Raw genomic sequence first — 21245 nt, forward strand, 5'->3', positions numbered from 1 at the left:
GAAGGGGAAAAAATAGGGCGCTATAAATAGCAGATGCCCGCGAGGATAGCAATTATTCCTTCAATAAGTTTTCTCATGGTGTGAAGGCACGCAAGTAAATGTCCCTTTTTAGTTAAAAAATGCTTAACTAATACCACGGTTTCAAATTAACTATTTGAAATAAAAGGTAATTGCTGTCCAATTGTTAAATTGTATTCACTAATATTGATGCGATAACACAAGATTTCAACCCCTGCATCACTGGCTTCTTTTAGCAGTGAAGCATAGGCTGGGTCAATCTCTTTAGCAACAGTCACTTCCGTAATCCCAGTATGGGGAACTGCGTAGAATAAGACAGCCCTTAAACCCAATTTTGCGATAGCCGTCAACTCTCGAAGATGTTTCTGACCGCGTTCTGTCTTTGCATCAGGGAAATAGCCCATACCGTTGTCTAGCAAGGTGACTGACTTCACTTCAATATAACAGTCAACTTTATGATTTGATTTAAGTAAAATGTCAATACGGCTGTTCTCACTACCGTATTTCACTTCTCGTTTTATCTCGTCATACTCAGATAATTCTGGAATGTCACCCGCCTCAATAGCATCAGCAATAATTCCATTCGCTCTTAAGGTATTTACACAAATCCAATCATCGGTTTGAGTTTGAGTCAGTTCCCAACTATGCGGATATTTTCTTTTTGCATTTGAAGAGGTGGAGTACCAAACGGTATCACCGGGTGTCGCACATCCCGTCATTGCACCTGTGTTGGCGCAATGGAGCGTGAATTCTTCCCCATTTGGGGTAACAACGTCTGCTAAAAAACGCTTATATCGTTTTAGTAAAGTGGCAGATTGTAGTGGTTGCTCAAATTTCATGACGACTCCGATGAAAATACGACCTTTAATAAAGCGCTAATGCTACAATGCCTAGCCAAGAAAGTTAATGAGCCATGGAGCCTGTGTGCATTTATTGCCAATCTTTGATGTAACAGAAAAAATCGTTACTGCATTAAAACAATCCCCACAAGTTTTGCTTCATGCACCCACTGGTGCAGGTAAATCCACGGCGCTTCCGCTCTATTTGCTGGAGCAAAATTGCTTTGATGGCAAAATTATTTTATTAGAGCCAAGACGAATTGCCGCTAAAAGTATTGCTTACCGTTTAGCCAGTCAATTAAATGAAGATGTTGGAAATACGGTAGGCTATCGAATGAAGGCGGAAAGCAAAGTCAGCTCACAAACTCGACTTGAAGTGGTAACAGAAGGAGTACTAAACCGGATGTTACAGCAAGATCCGGAGTTGGCTGGCGTAAGCCTAGTGATTTTAGATGAATTTCATGAACGTAGTTTGCAGGCAGATTTAGCACTGGCTCTATTGCTTGATGTGCAGATAGGGTTACGTGATGATTTGCGTGTTTTGATTATGTCTGCAACCTTAGATAACCAAAAACTCACTTCACTATTACCAGATGCCCCCATGATCAGTGCTCAAGGGCGCAGTTACCCTGTCGAAAGAGTGTATTCTCCTATCAGTACGCATCAACCTTTTGAACAAGAAATTGCCACAATGGCGTTGCGATTATTAGCACAAGAAACCGGTTCTATGTTGATATTCTTGCCGGGTAGTGCAGAGATAGTGCGTGTTGCAGAAATACTAAAAGATAAAGTAGATAACAATGTTTTGCTATTTCCGCTTTATGGTGCGCTTTCATTAGCAGAACAACAAAAAGCGATTGAGCCGACAGAAAAAGGCTATCGAAAAGTCGTCCTTGCCACCAATATTGCAGAAACCAGCCTGACTATTGAAGGTATTCGCTTGGTTCTTGATAGTGCTATTGAAAAACGAGCTCAATTTGATTTGAAAAGCGGTGTCACTAGTTTATTGCGCCAAAGAATTAGCCAATCATCACAGACACAAAGAACTGGACGAGCAGGACGTCTTGAGGCTGGTATTTGCTGGCATTTAATAAGCCAAGAGCAGGCTGAGCGTGTTGCTTCTCACCAAATACCTGAAATTTTAAGTAGTGATTTATCGTCGTTATGGCTTTCTGTTTTGCAGTGGGGTTGTCGCGACATTAATCAGTTGAATTGGTTGGATAAGCCAACTCCTCAAGCATTACATGCCGCTCAAGATTTATTGTATCGTTTAGGTGCAATAGATAAACAAGGTGGATTAACCGCACGAGGCTCGCGCATGGCTCAATGGGGCATAGAGCCTCGACTCGCTGCGATATTAGATTATGCAAGTGAGCAAAGTGATAATCATCTCGCGACGGCAGCACGCTTATGTGCAATCTTAGAAGAGCCACCCCGAGGACAAGAAATTAATCTGGAGTGGATTGCTCAACAAAAAAACACCTTCTGGACGCGACGTGAAAAACAGCTTTCTCAACACCGGAAAGGGACGTTTTGCCCTGAATTGTTAGGTTTATTATTAGCGGTTGGATTTCCTGATAGGATTGCTAAAAATCGAGATAATCAAGGTCGTTTTCGTTTAGCGAATGGGCAAGGTGCCATGATGGAACATTCGCACTCAATAAGTGATACACCGTGGATCTTAGCACCATTATTACTACAAAATGTGCATTATGCTGATGTCCGCATTTTATTAGCACTACCGATTGATATCGATGAAATATCAGCTACTTTTCCAGAGCTTATTGAAAATAATACGACTGTTGAATGGGATGAAAAACGCGGTACGTTGGTCGCATGGCAACAACGCCAATTAGGGCGATTAACCTTAAGCCAGCGCCAATTAGACAAACCCAATAAACAGCAAATGCAGCAAGCATTATTGAATTGGCTGAGAGATAACGGTTTAAATGCTTTAGCACTGAATGAAGAAACTCAACAGCTTTTTATACGCCTTTCTTTGGCGAAAAAATGGTGCCCAGAAGCCTTATTACCTGATTTAGAAGAAACGGTGTTACTTGAAACGTTAGAAACATGGTTATTGCCTGAACTGGGAGAAGTTCAGACATTAAAAGCATTACAACAAATTGATATTAATACGATTATAAAAAACCAATTAACATGGCATGAAAATCAGTTGCTTCAAAGCTTATTTCCGACGCATTATTTTGCGCCAACAGGCACAAAAGTGATTATCAACTATGATTTGGAGTTACCTCCTGTGATCGCTATCCGCATTCAAGAGGTTTATGGCGAACAGCAAAGCCCTATTGTGGCGAATGGTCAATTACCCGTTGTGATGGAGTTATTATCACCAGCTCATCGACCTATTCAGAAAACACAAGATTTGGCGACATTTTGGGCAGGAAGTTATAAAGAGGTGCAAAAAGAGATGAAAGGGCGTTATCCCAAACATTTATGGCCTGACTCACCCGCAGATACCGCACCTACACGACGAGTAAAAAAATATAGCCAATAAATGAATATTAGTTTTACCCTAGTTTTATTCGTATTTGAGAGCTTTCTTGTGGGATCACACAGAAAAATAGCGACAATGTTAGGCTTCTTTATCCCGTGATAAAGGGGTTTTAATGAGAGATACAGTTCATGAGTAGAAAGAAAAGACCAGCGAAACAAACCAAAAGAGGTCGTTCTTGGTTTTGGTTATTTGTCAAAATCGCCATTGTGGTTGCGGTTTTAATGGGCATTTATGGTGTTTATTTACATTCTCAAATTAAAGAGCGCCTTGATGGCAATGTTTGGGAATTACCTGCCGCGGTTTACGGACGTACCGTTAACTTAGAACCGGGCATGAATTATAGCCAAAAAGAGATGGTGAGCTTACTTGAGGGTATGCAATACCGCAATGTTAACAAAATCACTCGTCCCGGCGAATTTGTGGTAAGAGGCAACACGATTGAAATGTTGCGCCGACCTTTCGATTTTCCTGATGGTCGTGAAGAACAAATTTTAGCTAAATTAGCCTTTGAGCAAAATTCCTTGGTTAGTATTACTAACATGGATAATCAACGGCAATTTGGCTTTTTCCGTCTTGATCCTAAATTAATTACCATGATGCAATCTGCAAATGGTGAACAACGCTTATTCTTAGCAAGAGATAAATTTCCACAATTATTAGTGGATACGTTAATTGCAACGGAAGATCGTCGTTTCTATGAGCACGACGGTATCAGCCTTTATTCTATTGGCCGTGCTGTATTAGCGAACTTTACCGCGGGTAAAGCGGTTCAAGGCGGAAGTACCTTAACGCAACAGCTAGTGAAAAACCTATTTTTAACTAATGAAAGAACGTTAAAAAGAAAGCTTAATGAAGCCTATATGGCGATTATTATGGATGCGAGTTATAGCAAAGATCGCATTTTAGAGCTGTATCTTAATGAGGTTTTTTTAGGGCAAAGTGGTGATGAGCAAATTCGAGGCTTCCCTTTAGCTAGCCTTTATTATTTTGGTCGTCCGGTTGATGAATTAAGCCTTGATCAGCAAGCACTTTTAGTGGGTATGGTTAAAGGTGCATCTGCTTATAATCCTTGGCGTAACCCTAAAGCAGCGTTAGAACGTCGTAATGTGGTATTAAAACTACTGCAAACCCAAGAGATAATCGACCAAGAGCTTTATAATGTGCTTAGTGCGCGTCCTTTAGGTGTGAAGCCACGTAGCGAAGCGTTAACGCCTCAACCTGCGTTTATGCAACTGGTGCGCCAAGAGTTACAAACAACTTTGGGCGATAAAGTTAAAGATTTATCAGGTACAAAAATTTTCACCACATTAGATCCTGTCTCACAAGATGCAGCTGAAAAAGCGGTTGAAGTGGGTGTCGCGGATATCCGTAAAGTTCGTAAAATTGACGATCTTGAAGGGGCGATGGTTGTTGTGGATCGCTTAAGTGGTGAAGTAAGAGCTTTAGTGGGGGGATCTCAACCACAATATGCAGGTTTTAACCGTGCATTATCAGCCCGTCGTTCAATCGGCTCTTTGGCAAAACCCGCGACCTATTTAACCGCATTAAGTGAACCAGAGCGTTTTCGTTTAAATACATGGCTTGCTGATGAACCGATTTCAGTGCCTATTCCGGGGGGGAAACCTTGGCAACCTCGTAACTACGATCGTGGTTATAAAGGTAAATTAATGCTGGTGGATGCGTTAGCAACCTCACGTAATATACCTACAGTAAATCTTGGTTTAGAAGTGGGATTAGACCAAGTGATCAAAACATGGATCAACTTAGGTGCACCAGCGGAAAATCTAGAAAAAGTGCCAGCGATGTTATTAGGTGCATTAAACTTAACGCCAATGGAAGTGGCTCAAACCTTCCAAACAATTGGTAGTTTAGGTAATCGTGCAAAATTATCATCATTGCGTTCTGTGATTGCCCAAGATGGTACAGTGCTTTACCAAAGTTATCCTCAAGCTGAAACAACTGTTTCACCTCAAGCTGCTTATATGACGCTATTTGGTATGCAACAAGTGGTGAATTCGGGAACAGCATGGCGCGTATTAAAACCAAAATTTGGTAATTACAACCTTGCAGGTAAAACCGGTACCACTAACGATCTCCGTGATAGTTGGTTTGCGGGAATAGATGGCAAAGAAGTGACGATTTCGTGGATGGGACGCGATAATAATGGCCCAACGAACTTAACGGGTTCAACCGGGGCATTGTTACTGTACCGTAATTATTTAGAAAATCAGGCACCGTTGAAATTAAATCCACCAGCACCAGAAGATATCGCAGAGATGTCTGTCGATGCTCAAGGTAACTTTGCTTGTTATGGCGGTGGTGTTCGTACTTTACCTGTATGGACAGCAAATCCAGATGGATTATGCACACCTGTTCAGCAAGACACTAATGAAAATGACGCACCTAAGTGGTTACAAGATCTGTTTTCTGAGTAAGTAATCACATAGATTAGCTAAAATAAAAACGGCACATAAGTGCCGTTTTTATTGACTATAATGTGGTTATTTTTAGTAAATTTATTCTTCTAGCAACATAATCTAAGACTAACTTTTTTTGTTCTTCAGGCATATGGCTTTCATTATATGTATCAATAATGAGTTGATAACTTTTTATGACGTCATGTATTAATTTCTGGGCTAGTTTAAGGTTAATACCAATATTTTCTGCGAGTAGGATGAAATCAAGGCCCAAATATTCGCCATACTCTGAGTCTAGGCCTGGTGCTATACCTGCATCATGTTCTTCTAATGCTAGTAATGGGAGAGCAAGGTATTCTGTAAATGCAGATGGATAAGGAACAACGCTGACAAAATCATAGATAGGAGCTACTGATGGAGGCGCGTCATTAGGTAAAATGATACCCATATTTCTTAAGTGATAATCATTGTTTCCTAAAACATAGGCATAAACTATACGTAGAAAAATATCTCGTTTGCTTTTAAGACTATTATCTATATTAGTAATTAAATATTTTGCCGCGGATTCATAACTAATAGCTTTTTTACCTTCAGAAAGTCCATATTTATCATGTATTCCCATCGCTCCATCCAATTGTTCTTGATGTAATCGATTTGCGTCAGATCCCAGTCGATCGTAACGTCTGACAACAAAAACAAGTTCTTTTGGGTTATCATTTTCTTGTTTAAAACGAAAAAGACCAAAAGGAGGAATATTAAACTTTAGCCGTTGCATCACCATCATAGTTGCATGTTCATTTTCAGCAAGGTAAGGGTATGCTTCAGGTGAAGGCTTGAGAATATAAGTACCATTATTATTAACAACTTGTAGAGTGTTATTTTTTATGCATAGAGAGAGCTTTGGCTGATAACCTGAAATGCTCATCCCTTTTTGGCGTTCAGGTAGTTCTTGGATAAATTGACTTCGAGTAAAAGGTAGTTCAAGGGAGACATCAATGTTATCAAAAAGATATTTGATCCCTTCTAAGGAATATCCTGTATTTATTTCTGATTTTTTTAATTCAGATAAATTAATTAAACAACGTTTTGAATTCATTGGTTATCTCTTTTAGTATTATAGCACCAAGCAAGTCGTTGCCATTGTTTATTAATAGTCCAAATAAATCTTTATCATCTATTTTCTGTATTTCAGAATATCGTTTGAGTAACCAACCCTCTGGTGCTAATCCTTTGAAAAAAGGGTGTAACTCTTTGCTCCAGTAAGGCTCTTTTCTAACTTTCATACTTAGAGAAATTGCACAACCAATATAATTTTCATAATAACAAAAAACAAAACCCTCTTTTTCTTCACTTAAAACACCGACCGCTATGTCATAAAGCCAGACTTCTACTTTTCTAGGCATAATTTAAATCCTAATTCTTTAAGTAGGGTATGAAGATTGACAGACTTTGCCATTAATGGATTGGCTATCATTCTTTTAAATGTTGCGATAGAAACTCCGATTTGCATTGCCATCTCTTCATAAGTAACACATTGCAGTTTTAATTCAGCAGTAATTATTTTTTTTAATTCGAGTGTGTTTAAATCAGAAAGTTTTATTTTTTTGTTATCTAATTTCAATTGGTTAGATTTAATATTATTTAGTTTCAAATGATATTCTAAATCTGAAAATACAATAGCTTGCTCTTCATCAGGTAGCTTACGAATAAGGTTCAGGATTTCATAAAGGTTCATATTTGATACTTTTTATTCAGCGAGTGAAATTTAGTTTGTATTTTGAGCTATTTTACTTAATTAGTATCAAACTTGATACTTCTGTTTTTATTTTTAAAAGAAAAATGTATTATTTGAGTATTTTTAATACAAAAGTATCAAATTTGATACTTATGATATTAGGAGGTGGCAGGGTGGTGAAACATACAAAAATGCCATTCAAAAAATTGAATGGCATTCACAATAGAAAGTTTATATCAAAAAATTAATGGGATCTTAGCTCTTCATCTGAGAAAAAGCATATTCCGCTGCATCAATAGTGCGTTGAATATCTTCTTTAGTATGAGCAATAGACATAAAGCCGGCTTCAAATGCAGAAGGTGCAAGGTAGACGCGTTTTTCTAGCATTAAATGGAAGAATTGTTTAAAGCGTTCAACATCGCAGTTCATCACATCTTGATAGCAAGTGACTTCTTTTGCATCCGTAAAGAATAAACCAAACATCCCGCCTACATGATTGATAACCATTGGGATGCCCGCTTGTTGTGCTTTTTCAAGTAAACCATCAGCTAACATTGTTGTTAGTTCATTTAATGTTTGATGAACACCGGGTTGTGATACTTCGTGTAAACACGCGAGGCCTGCCGCCATCGCAATTGGGTTGCCAGATAAAGTACCAGCTTGATAAACAGGACCAATTGGTGCGAGTTTAGACATCACTTCCATATGTCCACCAAATGCACCTACTGGCATACCGCCACCAATGATTTTACCTAAGCATGTTAAGTCAGGATCAACATCGTAATAAGCTTGTGCGCCACCTAATGCCACGCGAAAGCCAGTCATAACTTCATCAATAATCAGCAATGCACCAAACTCATCACATAATGCACGCAAGCCCGGTAAAAAGTCAGCTTTTGGTGGTACGCAGTTCATATTGCCCGCAACAGGCTCAACAATGATACAAGCGACTTCTTCAGGGTAGTTTTCAAATGCTTGGCGTACGGAATTTAAATCGTTGTAAGTACAGGTTAAAGTGTGTTTTACAAAATCAGCGGGTACACCCGGTGAATTTGGTTGTCCCATCGTTAATGCGCCAGAGCCTGCTTTTACTAATAGGCAATCTGCATGACCGTGGTAGCAACCTTCGAATTTAATGATTTTGTCGCGACCAGTGTAACCACGAGCAAGGCGAATAGCGCTCATTGTCGCTTCTGTACCTGAGTTCACCATGCGAACCATGTCCATTGAAGGCACAAGTTCAGTAACTAGGTTTGCCATTTCGACTTCAGCCGCAGTTGGTGCGCCAAAACTGAGGCCTTTTTGTACCGCGTCAGTAACAGCATGGCGAATGGAAGGGTGGTTGTGGCCTAAAACCATTGGTCCCCATGAGCCGACATAGTCAAGGTAAGCTCGTCCATCAACATCATAAATATACGCACCATTAGCACGTTCAATAAAAAGAGGGGTTCCACCTACACCGTTAAATGCTCTAACAGGTGAGTTGACACCGCCGGGGATCACTTGTTGTGCGAGATTATAAAGCGTTTCAGACTTGCTCATGTCAGACTCCTAATGATGGGTGAGCGTAAGATTAAGGCGTATTCTAAAGCACCACGCAGATGAAGCCAAATACACGACAACAACATTTTGATTTATCACTGTTATTGTGGGTGCGTGATTTATCGTAAAAAGCGATAGGTAGCAAAAAGTGTATTTTGTCCACAACAAACTTGAAGGTTATGAGCAGGTATTAGATAATCATCACATTATATCAGCAAGAAATATAAATTTTTGCTGGCTGTTTTTTTGCTGGAATACCCAGTCTGGAGTGAACAATGAGTGATGATATGGCTCTGCCGTTACAATTTACTGACGCGGCTGCAAATAAAGTAAAAGATTTGATTGCGGATGAAGAAAATCCAAATCTGCGTTTACGTGTTTATATCACGGGCGGCGGTTGTAGCGGATTCCAGTATGGTTTTACCTTTGATGATGCAATGAATGAAGGCGATATGACCATAGAAAAACAAGGCGTTGCCTTAGTGGTTGATCCGATGAGTTTGCAGTATTTAGTGGGCGGCTGTGTGGATTATACTGAGGGATTGGAGGGGGCGCGTTTTATTGTGACGAATCCTAATGCTAAGAGTACGTGTGGTTGCGGTTCCTCTTTCAGTATCTGATCCTTCTTTGGCGTCGTGGCTGTGCAGTAGTGCCACGGCGTTAGAGCAGTGCTCGTAATGCTCACATACTAATGTATGCTCCGCTTACTGTGCGCTGTCTGCCTTGTTGCACTGCTTGCTCGCTCACGACTTTTGTTTGTGAGAGTTTATTGGTTACTCTTTTCTTTTTTCTTCTCTTCTCTTCTCTTCTCTTCTCTTCTTTTTTCTTCTCTTCTCTTCTTTTCGTTATTTATTCTTTCTGAGCTTATTTCATAAAATCACTCTGTGGGTGATATTTCTGTCTCTATTTAAATAGATCTTCTGCGATACGCTAAATTTTAGGTGCGGATTTTTTGTCCTTTGAGAATAAAAATCGTAGTTTGCTTATTATTTTGAAAATAGGGTTATTTTTTCCTTATAAATCAACATTGTTACAATTTGAAATAAAATACACATTTTGTTACATATTAAAAATCCATGTACATTAGAACTGACTGGCTTTAGCGAGATTTCGGACATTTACGAAAGAGAATGATATAAGTAAATGCACTTATTTTAAGAAACGAAAGCAGTAAATAACGTCTGAACAATTATTTTACGCTAAGTCACTTATCCTACGAGGATACAACGTCCTTCTTTTCCGTCACTCCCTTTACTTCCCCTTAAAATTACTTAAGCTACTCTAATCAAATCGCGGTGCGCACTGGCTGATTTTTTGAAAAGGACATCAACAATAATAGTTTTGTTGAGAAACAATAACTGATAGTTAATTAAGGACTTGCCATGCCAACTCCATGCTATATCTCCATTGAAGGAAAAACCCAAGGCAATATTACTGCGGGTGCATTTACGGCTGAATCAGTAGGAAATATTTATGTTCAAGGCCACGAAGATGAAATGCTGGTGCAAGCATTCTCTCATGTAGTGACTGTGCCCACTGATCCACAATCAGGTCAGCCTTCAGGTCAACGTGCGCATAAACCTTTCCGTTTTACGGTGGCGTTAAACAAAGCGGTTCCTCTGCTGTATAACGCATTAGCCTCGGGCGAAATGTTGCCAAAAATCACATTAAAATGGTATCGCACCTCGGTTGAAGGGAAGCAAGAGCATTTCTTCACCACCACATTAACTGATGCCACCATCGTGAATATCGATTGCCAAATGCCACACTGCCAAGATCCGACTAAGTCTGACTTCACTCAACTGATCGAAGTGTCTCTTTCTTATCGCAAAATTGATTGGGAACACACCGTTGCAGGAACATCAGGCTCTGATGACTGGCGTGCGCCACTCGAAGGTTAATTCTTCACACTTTATTTATGGGCTCTGTCATGGGCCCATTGTTCTCTGCATTTTTTGTCTTTTTTATTGCGTGTTTGTCACATTTAAATGGGAGATTTTATGTCAACGAATGACGCTAACAACACCCCTAAACCCCGTTTGGTATTAGATGATCCCGCATCATCTCGCCCTTTTGAAATAGGGATGACATTCTCTGAACAACAAGCTCGCATTAAAAAATACAGCGAATTACTCGAAACGCTAGGAAAGGGATTACTTCATACAGGGTTAGTGTTTACTTGCCAAATTGGCGATTTACCTAAAAGCACTTTTCAAGTCACTCAGTTTGATTTAACCGAAGGATTATCAGAGCTTTTCACGCTTTCGATACACGCGGTGAGTGAGCAACGTGATATTGATTTTGCCAACCAATTAGGTGTGGCTTCATCATTAACTGTCAGTCGTGACGGTAAAACAATCCGCACGGTTCAAGGCTTACTGGCGAGTGCTGAACAAGGCAACACCGACGGCGTTAAAACGTGGTATCAATTTGTTATTCGCCCTGAAATGTGGGTGATGACGCTTAATCAAGATAGCCGTATTTTCCAACATAAAACGGTACCTCAAATTCTTCAGCAATTACTAGATGAAGCGCATATCAAATATGACAACCAGTTCTATCAACCCGAACTGCACCAAACTCGTCGTTATATCACGCAAAAGCGTGAATCCGCTTATGCATTCTGGTGTCGTTTAGCGTTTGAAGAAGGGATCAATTTTTGGTTTGAAGAAGGGCCAAAACTGTTTTATAGCGACAATCATTTAGGTATGACCGCGGGGATCACGCTAACCTATAACCCACAAGCAGAAACCGATATTACGGATACCACTGCCACCACATGGCGCTATACCGAACGTTTATGCAGTGATGTGCGTATTGACAAAGATTATAACCCAATACGTCCTTCTTACCCGTTATCACAAAACACAACGGGTGACGTCCATCAACAACACCCTGTTTTTGAAAGCTATGGCCGTTTTCAAGAAGAGGCAGAAGCGCAGCCGCTAAATCAATTACGCTATGAGCAATCTCAAAATTATCGTCAAACAGGCTCAGCAAACACTAACTGTTTTGCGTTAATACCGGGCAAAGTGTTTACCTTAACCAATCACCCAAGCGCGAAAATGAATTCGCGTTGGCAAGTGATCAGCGTTTCACATCATGGCGTACAACCCTCTGCGGATAACGGTGGCGGTGAGGGAACTCAACTTTCAAATAATGTCACTTTTATTCCCGGCACGCAGGAATGGCGACCGCCTTTTCATTATAAACCGCTGGCGGATGGTGATGAGTTGGCGACAGTCGTTGGTCCAGAAGGTGAGGAGATTTACACCAATGAACAGGGCGCGGTAAAAGTTTATTTTCATTGGGATAGACGCGGAAAACCTGATCATAGTGGTTCGTGTTGGTTGCGAGTGGCACAGGGTTGGAATGGTGATAGCTTCGGATTTATGGCGATCCCTCGCATTGGGCAAGAGGTGATTGTGTCTTATTTAAATGGCGATATTGATAGACCAATTATCACCGGTTGCACCTATAACGGCCGTAATGCCCCACCACTGGATTTACCCAAAGAAAAAACCCGAACCACATTTCGTACCAAGACACATAAAGGCACAGGGTTTAATGAACTGCGATTTGAGGATGCCGGCGGACGCGAAGAGGTGTATTTACATGCGCAGAGAGATTTAAATATTCATGTGCAACATGATAGTCATTGGCATACTCAACATGATTTCAAGCATCGCATTGATAATCAACGTTTTACTGAAATTTTAGGTGATGATCACCTTATTATGAAAGGAACACAGAAATCATTAATTGAAGGTGATGTTTCATTACAAATTAAAGGTGCTAAACATAGCAAAATTGATGATGAATTAATTGTTGAAAGTGGTATGGAAACGAGCTTTAAAAGTGGTGGAAAAATTATTCTTGAAGCAGGAACAGAAATCACACTAAAAGTAGGAAGTAGCTTTATCCGTCTTACTCCAAGTGCAATTTTTACTTCTGGTAATTTAGATATCGGCTCTAGTGGTCCGGGGAATGGGCAATCTCCAATTATTCAACTTCCAGATGGTGTTATACCTTTCGAGCAACCCCCTTATGCAATTAAGAAGTATTGTGCTTTAACTGCAAACGAAACAGGTAGCTTATTAATAAAGCCACCTAAGGAAGAAGAATAATGACATCCTTAACATGGACGCAATGGGTGAATGATTTTTCAAAAGGAGATGTATATTTTTTTATTAATACACCACCTACATCCGATTCTATTAAACGGTTTTATAGTCATAATTGGGTAGAAGAAGCTATTCCTTTATATCGGGGGACAGGGCTTGATCATTTAACGGAAATAAGTCCTTGGTTAGTTAAAATTAAATCAATATCCCTTTATCATTTAGCAAAAGAGCTAGATGAATGCCCATTGGAAGATAGGCATTGGGGATGGGCATATCACAGTCACTTAAATTGGAAAGAACAAATTAAGCATTGGAAATATTATCAAATGGTTACAGTGGATAATGAGTCGGTACATTTTAGGATTTTTGATCCTCGCATTGCTGAAATATTGTTGCCTAACCTAAAAAAAGAAGATTGGCTATCATTAATGTATCCCATTAATGATATCTTTATTCCAGTTAATAAAGAGAGCTTATTTTTTGAATGTCCTAACGATATATTAAAAAGCAAAAAACACAATTTCCCATTAAAATACATACTTCCTTTCTATTTACTAGAGGCTTGGCGTAATTCACTATATGCAACTAATTTAGTTGTTGAGAACCTTATTCTTGATTTTTGGGAGGAAAATGGTGATCTCGCTTATTCACTTTTTTCGAGAGAGAATAATATAAGGGACATTATCTACAAATGGGTTTCTAATGAGAAGTTAAAAAATACAGATATCGCTTATTTGACTGATAAAAATTTATTAAATCATTTATTAAATATAAAATTAATTAACAAGGAAGAACTATAAATGACGGATAAAACGGATTGTATTGCCTGTGGGGAAAAATGGATTGAAATTCATCTTGTGGATGAGCTTAATAACCCCATATTGAATATTGAATATGAATTATATCAGGCTTTTGGTCCGATGAAAAAACCAAGAAAAGGAATAGTAAAAGCAAATGGGATCATTAGGGAAGAGGGATTGGCTGGTTTCCCTATTGTCTTAAAATTAGATACTCAAGCTTTAATAAAGGAGATGAGTACACGAAAGTTAAGATTACTTAGAGGAGAAGATAATTCCATTATTAAAGCGGAAGCAAAGGCAAAAAAATATACTTACCACTATACAACAATTGGTGCTTTATGCAGAGATCAAATTGATATTGATAATAAAGGGTATCAGGATGAATATCCTTTTTATCATTTTCCTAAAGATGAAGCGTTCCAAGGGATCCCGATTTCTAAGTTTAATACCACAACAGTAATTGAAATTTGCCCATTTAGGGCTTGGTCTTTGATTCTTCATCATACTGAACAATATTCTATGATTAATGCTTATAATTTAGGGATTTTAAGCCAACTTTCCTATAAAGATAATAATATTGGTAATGCCAACTCAATAAGTTGTTTTTTTGAACGACAATGCTTGGATTTAAGTCGTTATCCTGTCGTCAGGGAGAAAGAAATTAATGCTCAATACCCCGCTATTGTTATCGATGTGCCTTTTGAAGAACGTTATGACAAAGTGGTTTTTTTAGATACTGAAGATGAAAGACAGCATGGTTCTGATGCTGATGGTAGTACTCAACTGTTTTATGTCCAAAATAAAGAACAATTTATTGTTGCTTGGAGAGGATCTCAGGAGGGAACTGATTGGGTTGATGATTTTACCTATCGAGCGAAAGATATTAAAACCCACGCTCCAGAATTTAATCTAAATGGCAAAATGCATAAAGGTTTTTTAGGGGCTTATCAATTAGGGAAAAAATTTTTTACCAATGAATTTAAAAATATTAATGATGAATCAGGAAAATTAAATAAAAAATTATTTATCTGTGGTCATAGTTTAGGTGGAGCATTAGCTTTAGCACATGCTACTGAATTACATAAAAATATACCGTTGCTTTATACTTATGGTGCTCCTAGATTATTTACGATTTCTGCGCTTGAGCAGTTACCTAAGTTTACTCATTATCGCCATATAAATAATAATGATATTGTGCCTAGGGTACCACCAGAGGCAAGTCTAGATAATTGGTTATTTAATATCTATGGGTATTTGGGCAATATCATAGGTGGTATTACATCAATTATTGATTTATTGGGACAGAAAGCTATCACTCAATATGGAGAATATTATTTACATCATGGTAATCCTATTCTTTTTTATGAAGCATATAACTTAATTGAAAATTATGAAGAAAAGGTACCTACCGCTACAAATACATGGCGGTTCAGTTATTCTAAAAATAATAGTACCAAGCTTTATATTGTTCCTGAGATAGATAAATTGGCGCTGAATGACTCAATGAATCTACAACAAGAAATTATGAGTAACTTAAATGAAAATGATAAAAATAATCTTTTCCCTGAACAAAAAAATCCAGAAAGTAATGGTGGAACCAGTGTAACAGATCATTATATGGGAAGAGGTTATTTACCTTTCTTGCATGATCAACTTTTAGAATTAGTAGATAGTGCTAAAACACCACAACGTTTACAATCACGAGAATTATTTAAAATTGCTTTAGATAAAAAGGTTGATATTATCAATCCAAATCCTTATAAAAAGCGAACTTTAGAAATAGATAGGCAACGTAATTTATATTTTTTAGATTTACAACAAAGTATGAATAATTCTCTTATTCCAATGCAATCAAATCCTAAAGAAATGGATATGCTAATGCAATTTAAGGAACAAACACATGAAATATTTAATCAATAAATATCCTATTTTTATCTTCGGCGTTGCAGTACTATTTTTAACTGGATGTAATATATTAACGCCCCAAATAGACAGGACATTCTCCCCTCCTGAAAATGGTAGAACAGTAAAAATTACCGTCGACGTACCCGATGTCGCTGAGCTTTCACCAATGAAGGTTATGTATCGTTCAAACCTTTGCCGAAAAACATATAATAATAATGAAGTACCTACATATACTGTTTCTGGTTTTAATAGTGAAATGGTTTTGTTAGAAAAAGAAGGTAATAGTTCATTATATAGTGCAGTAATCCCTTATAGAGGAGGTGGGAAATGTGATTGGCAATTAAGTAACATTACTTTAAATCTAAATTTAAAAAACAATGAATATTTTTCTAATAGTATCATTGATGTAGTAGGTGCTGGAGTTATTATTATATTTGATAATAATCAGCCTCAAAGAATAGGCGAAAAACCTATTAATAAAGAAGGTGATTTTTATATTTCTTCTCATTATTTTCCTTGGGTCAATAAACAATATGAAAATGATAAAGGAAATATTTTGTGGCTATATGGAGAAAAACTATATTTTTATTATAAATCACGTGGTGCTAAAGAAATTACTTGGAGACCAATTATACATACTGATGTGACCGTTTATTCTGAATATCCTGCAGAGCGTAAAACAAAAGGTATCCAACGAACATTTTATTACTCTGATAGTACAAAAGAAGTTAATAATGAGTCAAAACCAAATTATAAAAAGTTATTATCTCTAATTCAATCATGATTCTATAAATTAAAATGTTGAAAACATGCGTAGCACAATTCAAGGACGAAAAATCATTTTAAAAAATGATACTACCAATACTAAAGGAACCGTATTAAGCGGTTCTTTATTAGCAAAGCAAACACATGAAATTGTTTGTTTAGGCGATGAAGTCTATTGCCCTGCTTGTCAGCAAAAAGGCAAAATTATTGAGGGAGATACCATGATGAAAATAAGCAATATTCCCGTCGCATTAGAAGGGCATAAAGTGCAATGCGGCTGTTTAAAGGGCTGTGTATTAGTGGCGATAGAATAATGAATAAATACCCCGTCAATAAACTATTTCTTTTGTCTATCTCTATTGTGAGTTTATTTTTAACTGGGTGCAATATATTAATGCCCCAAATAGACAGGACATTCTCCCCTCCTTAAAATGGTAGAACAGTAAAAATTACCGTCGACGTACCCGATGTCGCTGAGCTTTCACCAATGAAGGTTATGTATCGTTCAAACCTTTGTCGAAAAACGTATAATAATAATGAAGTGCCTACATATACTGTTTCTGGTTTTAATAGTGAAATGGTTTTGTTAGAAAAAGAAGGTAATAGCTCATTATATAGTGCAGAAATCCCTTATAGAGGAGGTGGGAAATGTGATTGGCAATTAAGTAACATTACTTTAAATCTAAATTTAAAGAATCATGAATATTTTTCAAAAAATATTACTGGTATAGTGGGAGCTGGAATAATTGTTATATTTGATAATAACCAGCCTCAACAAACTGGCCATAAACCTATTGATAAAAAAGGAGATATCGATATTGTCAAAAATTATTTTCCTTGGGTAAGTAATTCATTTAAAAATAGTAATAATGTTAACTTATGGTTATATGGCGAAGAGCTTGATCTTTATTATAAATCCCGCAATGCTCAAAAAATCACTTGGAAACCCATTATTCATACCGATATAGTCGTTTACTCGGAATATCCAGCAGAGCGTAAAACTGAAGGTGTTAGTAAAATATATTATTACCCAGACGGTACAAAAACATCAAATAGAGATGGAAAGCCAGACTATAAAAAATTACTTTCCTTAATTAAAGAATAATTTTTAAAATTAAAAATAGAAAAAATGCGTAGCTCAATCCAAGGACGAAAAACCATTTTAAAAAATGATACTACCAATACTAAAGGAAGCGTATTAAGCGGTTCTTTATTCGCAAAACAAAAACATGAAATTGCCTGTTTAGGCGATGAAGTTTATTGCCCTGCTTGTCAGCAAAAAGGCAAAATTATTGAGGGAGATACCATGATGAAAATAAGCAATATTCCCGTCGCATTAGAAGGGCATAAAGTGCAATGCGGTTGTTTAAAGGGTTGTATATTAGTGGCTATTGAATAACTAATTATTTTTATGGGAAGATAATGACAAATTTATTTAGTGGTACAAATCATCCTCATAAAATAGAAATGAATTTTTTTAAGGAAGATAATGATAATTATAATCCAAATGTTAAGTTAAAAGACTTTGAATTTCTAAATAAATTAACAGAAGATGAATGTGAAGTTGATTCTCCTAATCGAAATATTATCAATAATATAGCTGTACCTATTTTTATTGTGCTTTTTTTTAGTTTTGTTTATTTATTACATGATAAATATGAAAAAATTCATTATGGGACAATAAGATTTGAAGAAAGAGTAAAAATATATGAGAAAAATTATGATAAAGAATATGATAAGGCCTCTAATAGTTGGAAGAGAATTTATGATAAATATTCTCCCTATTTTAACCAGAAAATTAATTATTTTGATTACTTAAAAGCGTATTATTCTGGTAACTTTTATCAAGGAACTAAAAATGCCATCTATCAAGATATCGCATTATTTTCTATGCCATTAATTGGAATAATATTAATGGGGCTAATTATCTTTTATATGCCTTGGGTGGTATTAAAAGTAGATAGAAAACGGCAAATTCTTTATGTCTGGAATTCCAGACAGTTATTAGTAACACGTTATTGTGATGCTGAATTTGGTTATGCAGGTACATTAATGTTCTTAAAACTTTATTGTCTTGATAAAAAAACAGGAAAATTAATAGAAGGTTATTTTAAACCCAATATTTCATACTCAACAGGTCTTTTAGTGAGTAGAACGGCTGAAAATAAGCATTTTGTGACTTTTATCAATACATTCATGAAAGAAGGTCGAGATGCAATTAGCCAGACTAATTATAGTCGAAGAAAACCGCTTGTTTGGTTTAATAAAAACCCACTCCCTGCTGATTTTGAACAACAAATAAGTCGTATTTTAGCCGAAATCGATAAAAAGAAAGTAAAAAATGCGTAGCACAATCCAAGGACGAAAAATCATTTTAAAAAATGATACCACCAATACTAAAGGAACCGTATTAAGCGGTTCTTTATTGATGATTAATATAGATTGATATCCATGATGGAACAAAAACACAAACTCAGTGATCATTGTGAATCACTATTACAAACAGAAACACCCAAAATGACTCAATATCAAGCAGGTGCGCTTGATTTTGTGGAAAAAATAGACAATTTTCGTTTGGTAATACGCCATGCTTTTTCTAATGGAAGGACTATGTTAGCTATCCCTTTTGTTATCGGTTTACTTTGGGCTTTCAGCTATGGCGTTAAAACAATTTATATTGAACCCTGGAAGCAAACTGAAAAAAGATTTCTAAATAGTTTAGAATATAAAAGAAGTTTAATAAGCGAGCAGTTTTTTATTTCAAAAAAAAGAGAAATAAAAGAGTCTTATGAAGATATTTATATAAAAAATGGCCACCTCTCTTTTTTTGATTTTTGGCATTATAATTACTATAACAATGACTTTCTATACAAAAAAAGTATTGCTCTTGAATTATTCTTATCTTTAGCCCCTCTATTATGTTCATTACCAATGATCTATTTTGGTTTTATTGCAAGAAATCGACCTTATCTAATATGTGACCGAGAAAAACAATTATTTTATACTTGGGATATGAAAATGAATGTTTATGTTGCTAAATATTCTCATGTCAATTTTGCAGATATTAAGCCGACATTAGCACTTATTTTATATCGCGTTGATGAAAATCAAAAATTAATAGAACATAAATATTATCCCAACTTAACGATGTTTAGTTTTTTAGGCGGCGGAAGCAGCAATGATAAAGCATGGGGGTTAGGATATATTACCAAATATTTATTTTATGGATTAGCTCCTTTGATTGAAGGCAAGTACACAAGAAAAAAATATTCTATTTTTAGAGAAGCGCCTATTCCCAAAGATCTTGATAGACAAATAGAACAACAAGTTGTTTTGGTTGATAAAGAGCTACCACCTTGTAAAGAAATAGAAGATAAATTATCGGAAGCAATTAAGCATTCTATTTAGATTTTTTAGCTAAGTTTGCTGTTAATAATTTATAAAAGGATATATAAACATGCGTAGCACAATCCAAGGACGAAGAATCATTTTAAAAAATGATACCACCAATACTAAAGGAACCGTATTAAGCGGTTCTTTATTAGCAAAACAAACGCATGAAATTGCCTGTTTAGGCGATGACGTCTATTGCCCTGCTTGTCAGCAAAAAGGCAAGATAATAGAAGGGGATTCCATGATGAAAATAAGCAATACTCCCGTCGCGTTAGAAGGGCATAAAGTGCAATGCGGTTGTTTAAAAGGTTGTATATTAGTGGCTATTGAGTAATTAATTATTTTGCTAATGGTTCGTTGCTATTGCTTCACAAATTTGCTGTGTTGCATTAATAATACGCGGTGCAGGTCGGCTAAAACTGTCTTCATCAATAGCAATAACGGGTACTGTGAGCTGAGGTTGCCAAAATGCTCGTACTGTAGGTATTTGATCTGCTTTACCACTGAATATAATTAAATCAGGTTGCTTTGTAAGTACTTGCTCACGACTTACTTGAGGCCATGCCACAGGGCTATTAGCGAAGATATTTTCACCGCCACAAAGTTCAGTAATATGGCTTTGTAATGTACAGTTTGATGTAGTAAATAACGGCTGCATCCCAAATTGAATAAATACTTTTTTCTTGGAGTGATTCGATATAGTTGATGCATATTGCTGTTGTAACACTTGATATTGTTGACGCAATTGTTGGGCATTTTTTATTGCAATATCAGAATGATGGCTATAACTGGAAAGAGTAACGAGATCGTCTGCGATTTCTTCAATACTTTGTGGATCAGAATAAATGATAGGAATACCCAAAGCTTTTAACTGATCTAATGGACGTTGTGGATTACCGCCTTGCCATGCAATCACTAGATCAGGTTTTAATAATAGAATGCGTTCGATATTAATACCCTGCCAATTAGCGACTTGTTCAATATTTTTAGCAGCCTCTGGATAATCAGAGTAAGCACTAACTCCGACAATATTATCCCCCATACCTGCGGCGTAAGCCATTTCAGTGGCTGATGGCGATAACGTAATAACACGATCAGCAGGTGTGATAGCAATGGCAAAGCTTAGCCCAAATAATGAACAGAGTAATAATCCAAGATTGATAAATAAACGCATTACTTTTCCGATAAT

General features: G+C 36.9%; 20 protein-coding genes. 14 read left to right on the forward strand and 6 right to left on the reverse strand.

Annotation, left to right across the window (positions count from 1 at the left end; all coding sequences use genetic code 11):
* Positions 1–146 precede the first annotated feature (146 nt).
* Positions 147–857: a DNA/RNA nuclease SfsA gene (gene sfsA, locus D7029_RS04105; RefSeq protein ID WP_088493604.1), complete on the reverse strand. Its 711-nt coding sequence runs from the start codon at positions 855–857 to the stop codon at positions 147–149.
* Positions 858–942: 85 nt separating this feature from the next.
* Here sfsA and hrpB point away from each other — a divergent pair, with 85 nt between their 5' ends.
* Together hrpB and mrcB are read left to right on the forward strand one after the other, a co-directional pair.
* Positions 943–3375, forward strand: coding sequence for an ATP-dependent helicase HrpB (gene hrpB, locus D7029_RS04110; protein WP_194952579.1), 2433 nt, complete (start codon positions 943–945; stop codon positions 3373–3375).
* 128 nt (positions 3376–3503) lie between these two features.
* Entirely contained in the window at positions 3504–5810 is a 2307-nt protein-coding gene (gene mrcB / locus D7029_RS04115; protein WP_194951921.1) for a bifunctional glycosyl transferase/transpeptidase, read from the forward strand.
* 55 nt (positions 5811–5865) lie between these two features.
* Here the strand turns inward: mrcB and D7029_RS04120 are convergent, their stop codons facing one another.
* The 4 genes from D7029_RS04120 to hemL all read right to left on the reverse strand — a co-directional run bounded on the left by D7029_RS04120 (position 5866) and on the right by hemL (position 9069).
* Complete coding sequence (locus D7029_RS04120) at positions 5866–6888, reverse strand: type II toxin-antitoxin system HipA family toxin (RefSeq protein ID WP_194951922.1); 1023 nt, start codon at positions 6886–6888, stop codon at positions 5866–5868.
* Positions 6863–7195, reverse strand: a complete 333-nt coding sequence (locus D7029_RS04125) for a HipA N-terminal domain-containing protein (RefSeq protein ID WP_194951923.1) — start codon at positions 7193–7195, stop codon at positions 6863–6865. Before D7029_RS04125 ends, D7029_RS04120 begins: the two co-directional genes overlap by 26 nt.
* Complete coding sequence (locus D7029_RS04130) at positions 7180–7527, reverse strand: XRE family transcriptional regulator (protein WP_194951924.1); 348 nt, start codon at positions 7525–7527, stop codon at positions 7180–7182. The genes D7029_RS04125 and D7029_RS04130 overlap by 16 nt, the downstream gene beginning before the upstream one ends.
* Before the next feature lie 255 nt (positions 7528–7782).
* A complete protein-coding gene (hemL, locus tag D7029_RS04135) occupies positions 7783–9069 on the reverse strand; it encodes a glutamate-1-semialdehyde 2,1-aminomutase (RefSeq protein ID WP_194951925.1) in 1287 nt (428 codons plus the stop codon).
* A gap of 275 nt (positions 9070–9344) precedes the next feature.
* Here hemL and erpA point away from each other — a divergent pair, with 275 nt between their 5' ends.
* The 12 genes from erpA to D7029_RS04195 all read left to right on the forward strand — a co-directional run bounded on the left by erpA (position 9345) and on the right by D7029_RS04195 (position 20390).
* Positions 9345–9689 carry an iron-sulfur cluster insertion protein ErpA gene (erpA, locus tag D7029_RS04140; RefSeq protein ID WP_161671049.1) on the forward strand — a complete coding sequence of 115 codons (345 nt, stop codon included), beginning with the start codon at positions 9345–9347 and terminating at the stop codon, positions 9687–9689.
* A gap of 762 nt (positions 9690–10451) precedes the next feature.
* Positions 10452–10970: an Hcp family type VI secretion system effector gene (locus tag D7029_RS04145; protein ID WP_036933014.1), complete on the forward strand. Its 519-nt coding sequence runs from the start codon at positions 10452–10454 to the stop codon at positions 10968–10970.
* A gap of 99 nt (positions 10971–11069) precedes the next feature.
* Positions 11070–13196: a type VI secretion system Vgr family protein gene (locus D7029_RS04150; RefSeq protein ID WP_194951926.1), complete on the forward strand. Its 2127-nt coding sequence runs from the start codon at positions 11070–11072 to the stop codon at positions 13194–13196.
* A complete protein-coding gene (locus D7029_RS04155; protein WP_194951927.1) occupies positions 13196–13993 on the forward strand; it encodes a DUF4123 domain-containing protein in 798 nt (265 codons plus the stop codon). Before D7029_RS04150 ends, D7029_RS04155 begins: the two co-directional genes overlap by 1 nt.
* The gene (locus D7029_RS04160) at positions 13994–15913 is read left to right on the forward strand and encodes a lipase family protein (RefSeq protein ID WP_194951928.1); all 1920 of its coding nucleotides are present in this window, start codon (positions 13994–13996) and stop codon (positions 15911–15913) included.
* Positions 15894–16682 carry a hypothetical protein gene (locus D7029_RS04165; RefSeq protein WP_194951929.1) on the forward strand — a complete coding sequence of 263 codons (789 nt, stop codon included), beginning with the start codon at positions 15894–15896 and terminating at the stop codon, positions 16680–16682. Before D7029_RS04160 ends, D7029_RS04165 begins: the two co-directional genes overlap by 20 nt.
* 25 nt (positions 16683–16707) lie before the next feature.
* Entirely contained in the window at positions 16708–16977 is a 270-nt protein-coding gene (locus D7029_RS04170) for a PAAR domain-containing protein (RefSeq protein ID WP_194951930.1), read from the forward strand.
* A 182-nt stretch (positions 16978–17159) separates the two neighbouring features.
* The gene (locus tag D7029_RS04175) at positions 17160–17768 is read left to right on the forward strand and encodes a hypothetical protein (protein ID WP_228766732.1); all 609 of its coding nucleotides are present in this window, start codon (positions 17160–17162) and stop codon (positions 17766–17768) included.
* Positions 17769–17792: 24 nt separating this feature from the next.
* A complete protein-coding gene (locus tag D7029_RS04180) occupies positions 17793–18062 on the forward strand; it encodes a PAAR domain-containing protein (RefSeq protein WP_194951931.1) in 270 nt (89 codons plus the stop codon).
* 23 nt (positions 18063–18085) lie between these two features.
* A complete protein-coding gene (locus D7029_RS04185; protein WP_194951932.1) occupies positions 18086–19012 on the forward strand; it encodes a hypothetical protein in 927 nt (308 codons plus the stop codon).
* Positions 19013–19114: 102 nt separating this feature from the next.
* Complete coding sequence (locus D7029_RS04190; RefSeq protein WP_194951933.1) at positions 19115–20071, forward strand: hypothetical protein; 957 nt, start codon at positions 19115–19117, stop codon at positions 20069–20071.
* A 49-nt stretch (positions 20072–20120) separates the two neighbouring features.
* Positions 20121–20390 carry a PAAR domain-containing protein gene (locus D7029_RS04195; protein WP_194951934.1) on the forward strand — a complete coding sequence of 90 codons (270 nt, stop codon included), beginning with the start codon at positions 20121–20123 and terminating at the stop codon, positions 20388–20390.
* Positions 20391–20402: 12 nt separating this feature from the next.
* On the opposite strand, the gene btuF is transcribed toward D7029_RS04195, so the two are convergent.
* Positions 20403–21230 carry a vitamin B12 ABC transporter substrate-binding protein BtuF gene (gene btuF / locus D7029_RS04200; RefSeq protein ID WP_194951935.1) on the reverse strand — a complete coding sequence of 276 codons (828 nt, stop codon included), beginning with the start codon at positions 21228–21230 and terminating at the stop codon, positions 20403–20405.
* Positions 21231–21245: the final 15 nt, after the last annotated feature.

This window comes from Proteus vulgaris, from assembly GCF_016647575.1.
GTDB lineage: Bacteria > Pseudomonadota > Gammaproteobacteria > Enterobacterales > Enterobacteriaceae > Proteus > Proteus mirabilis_B.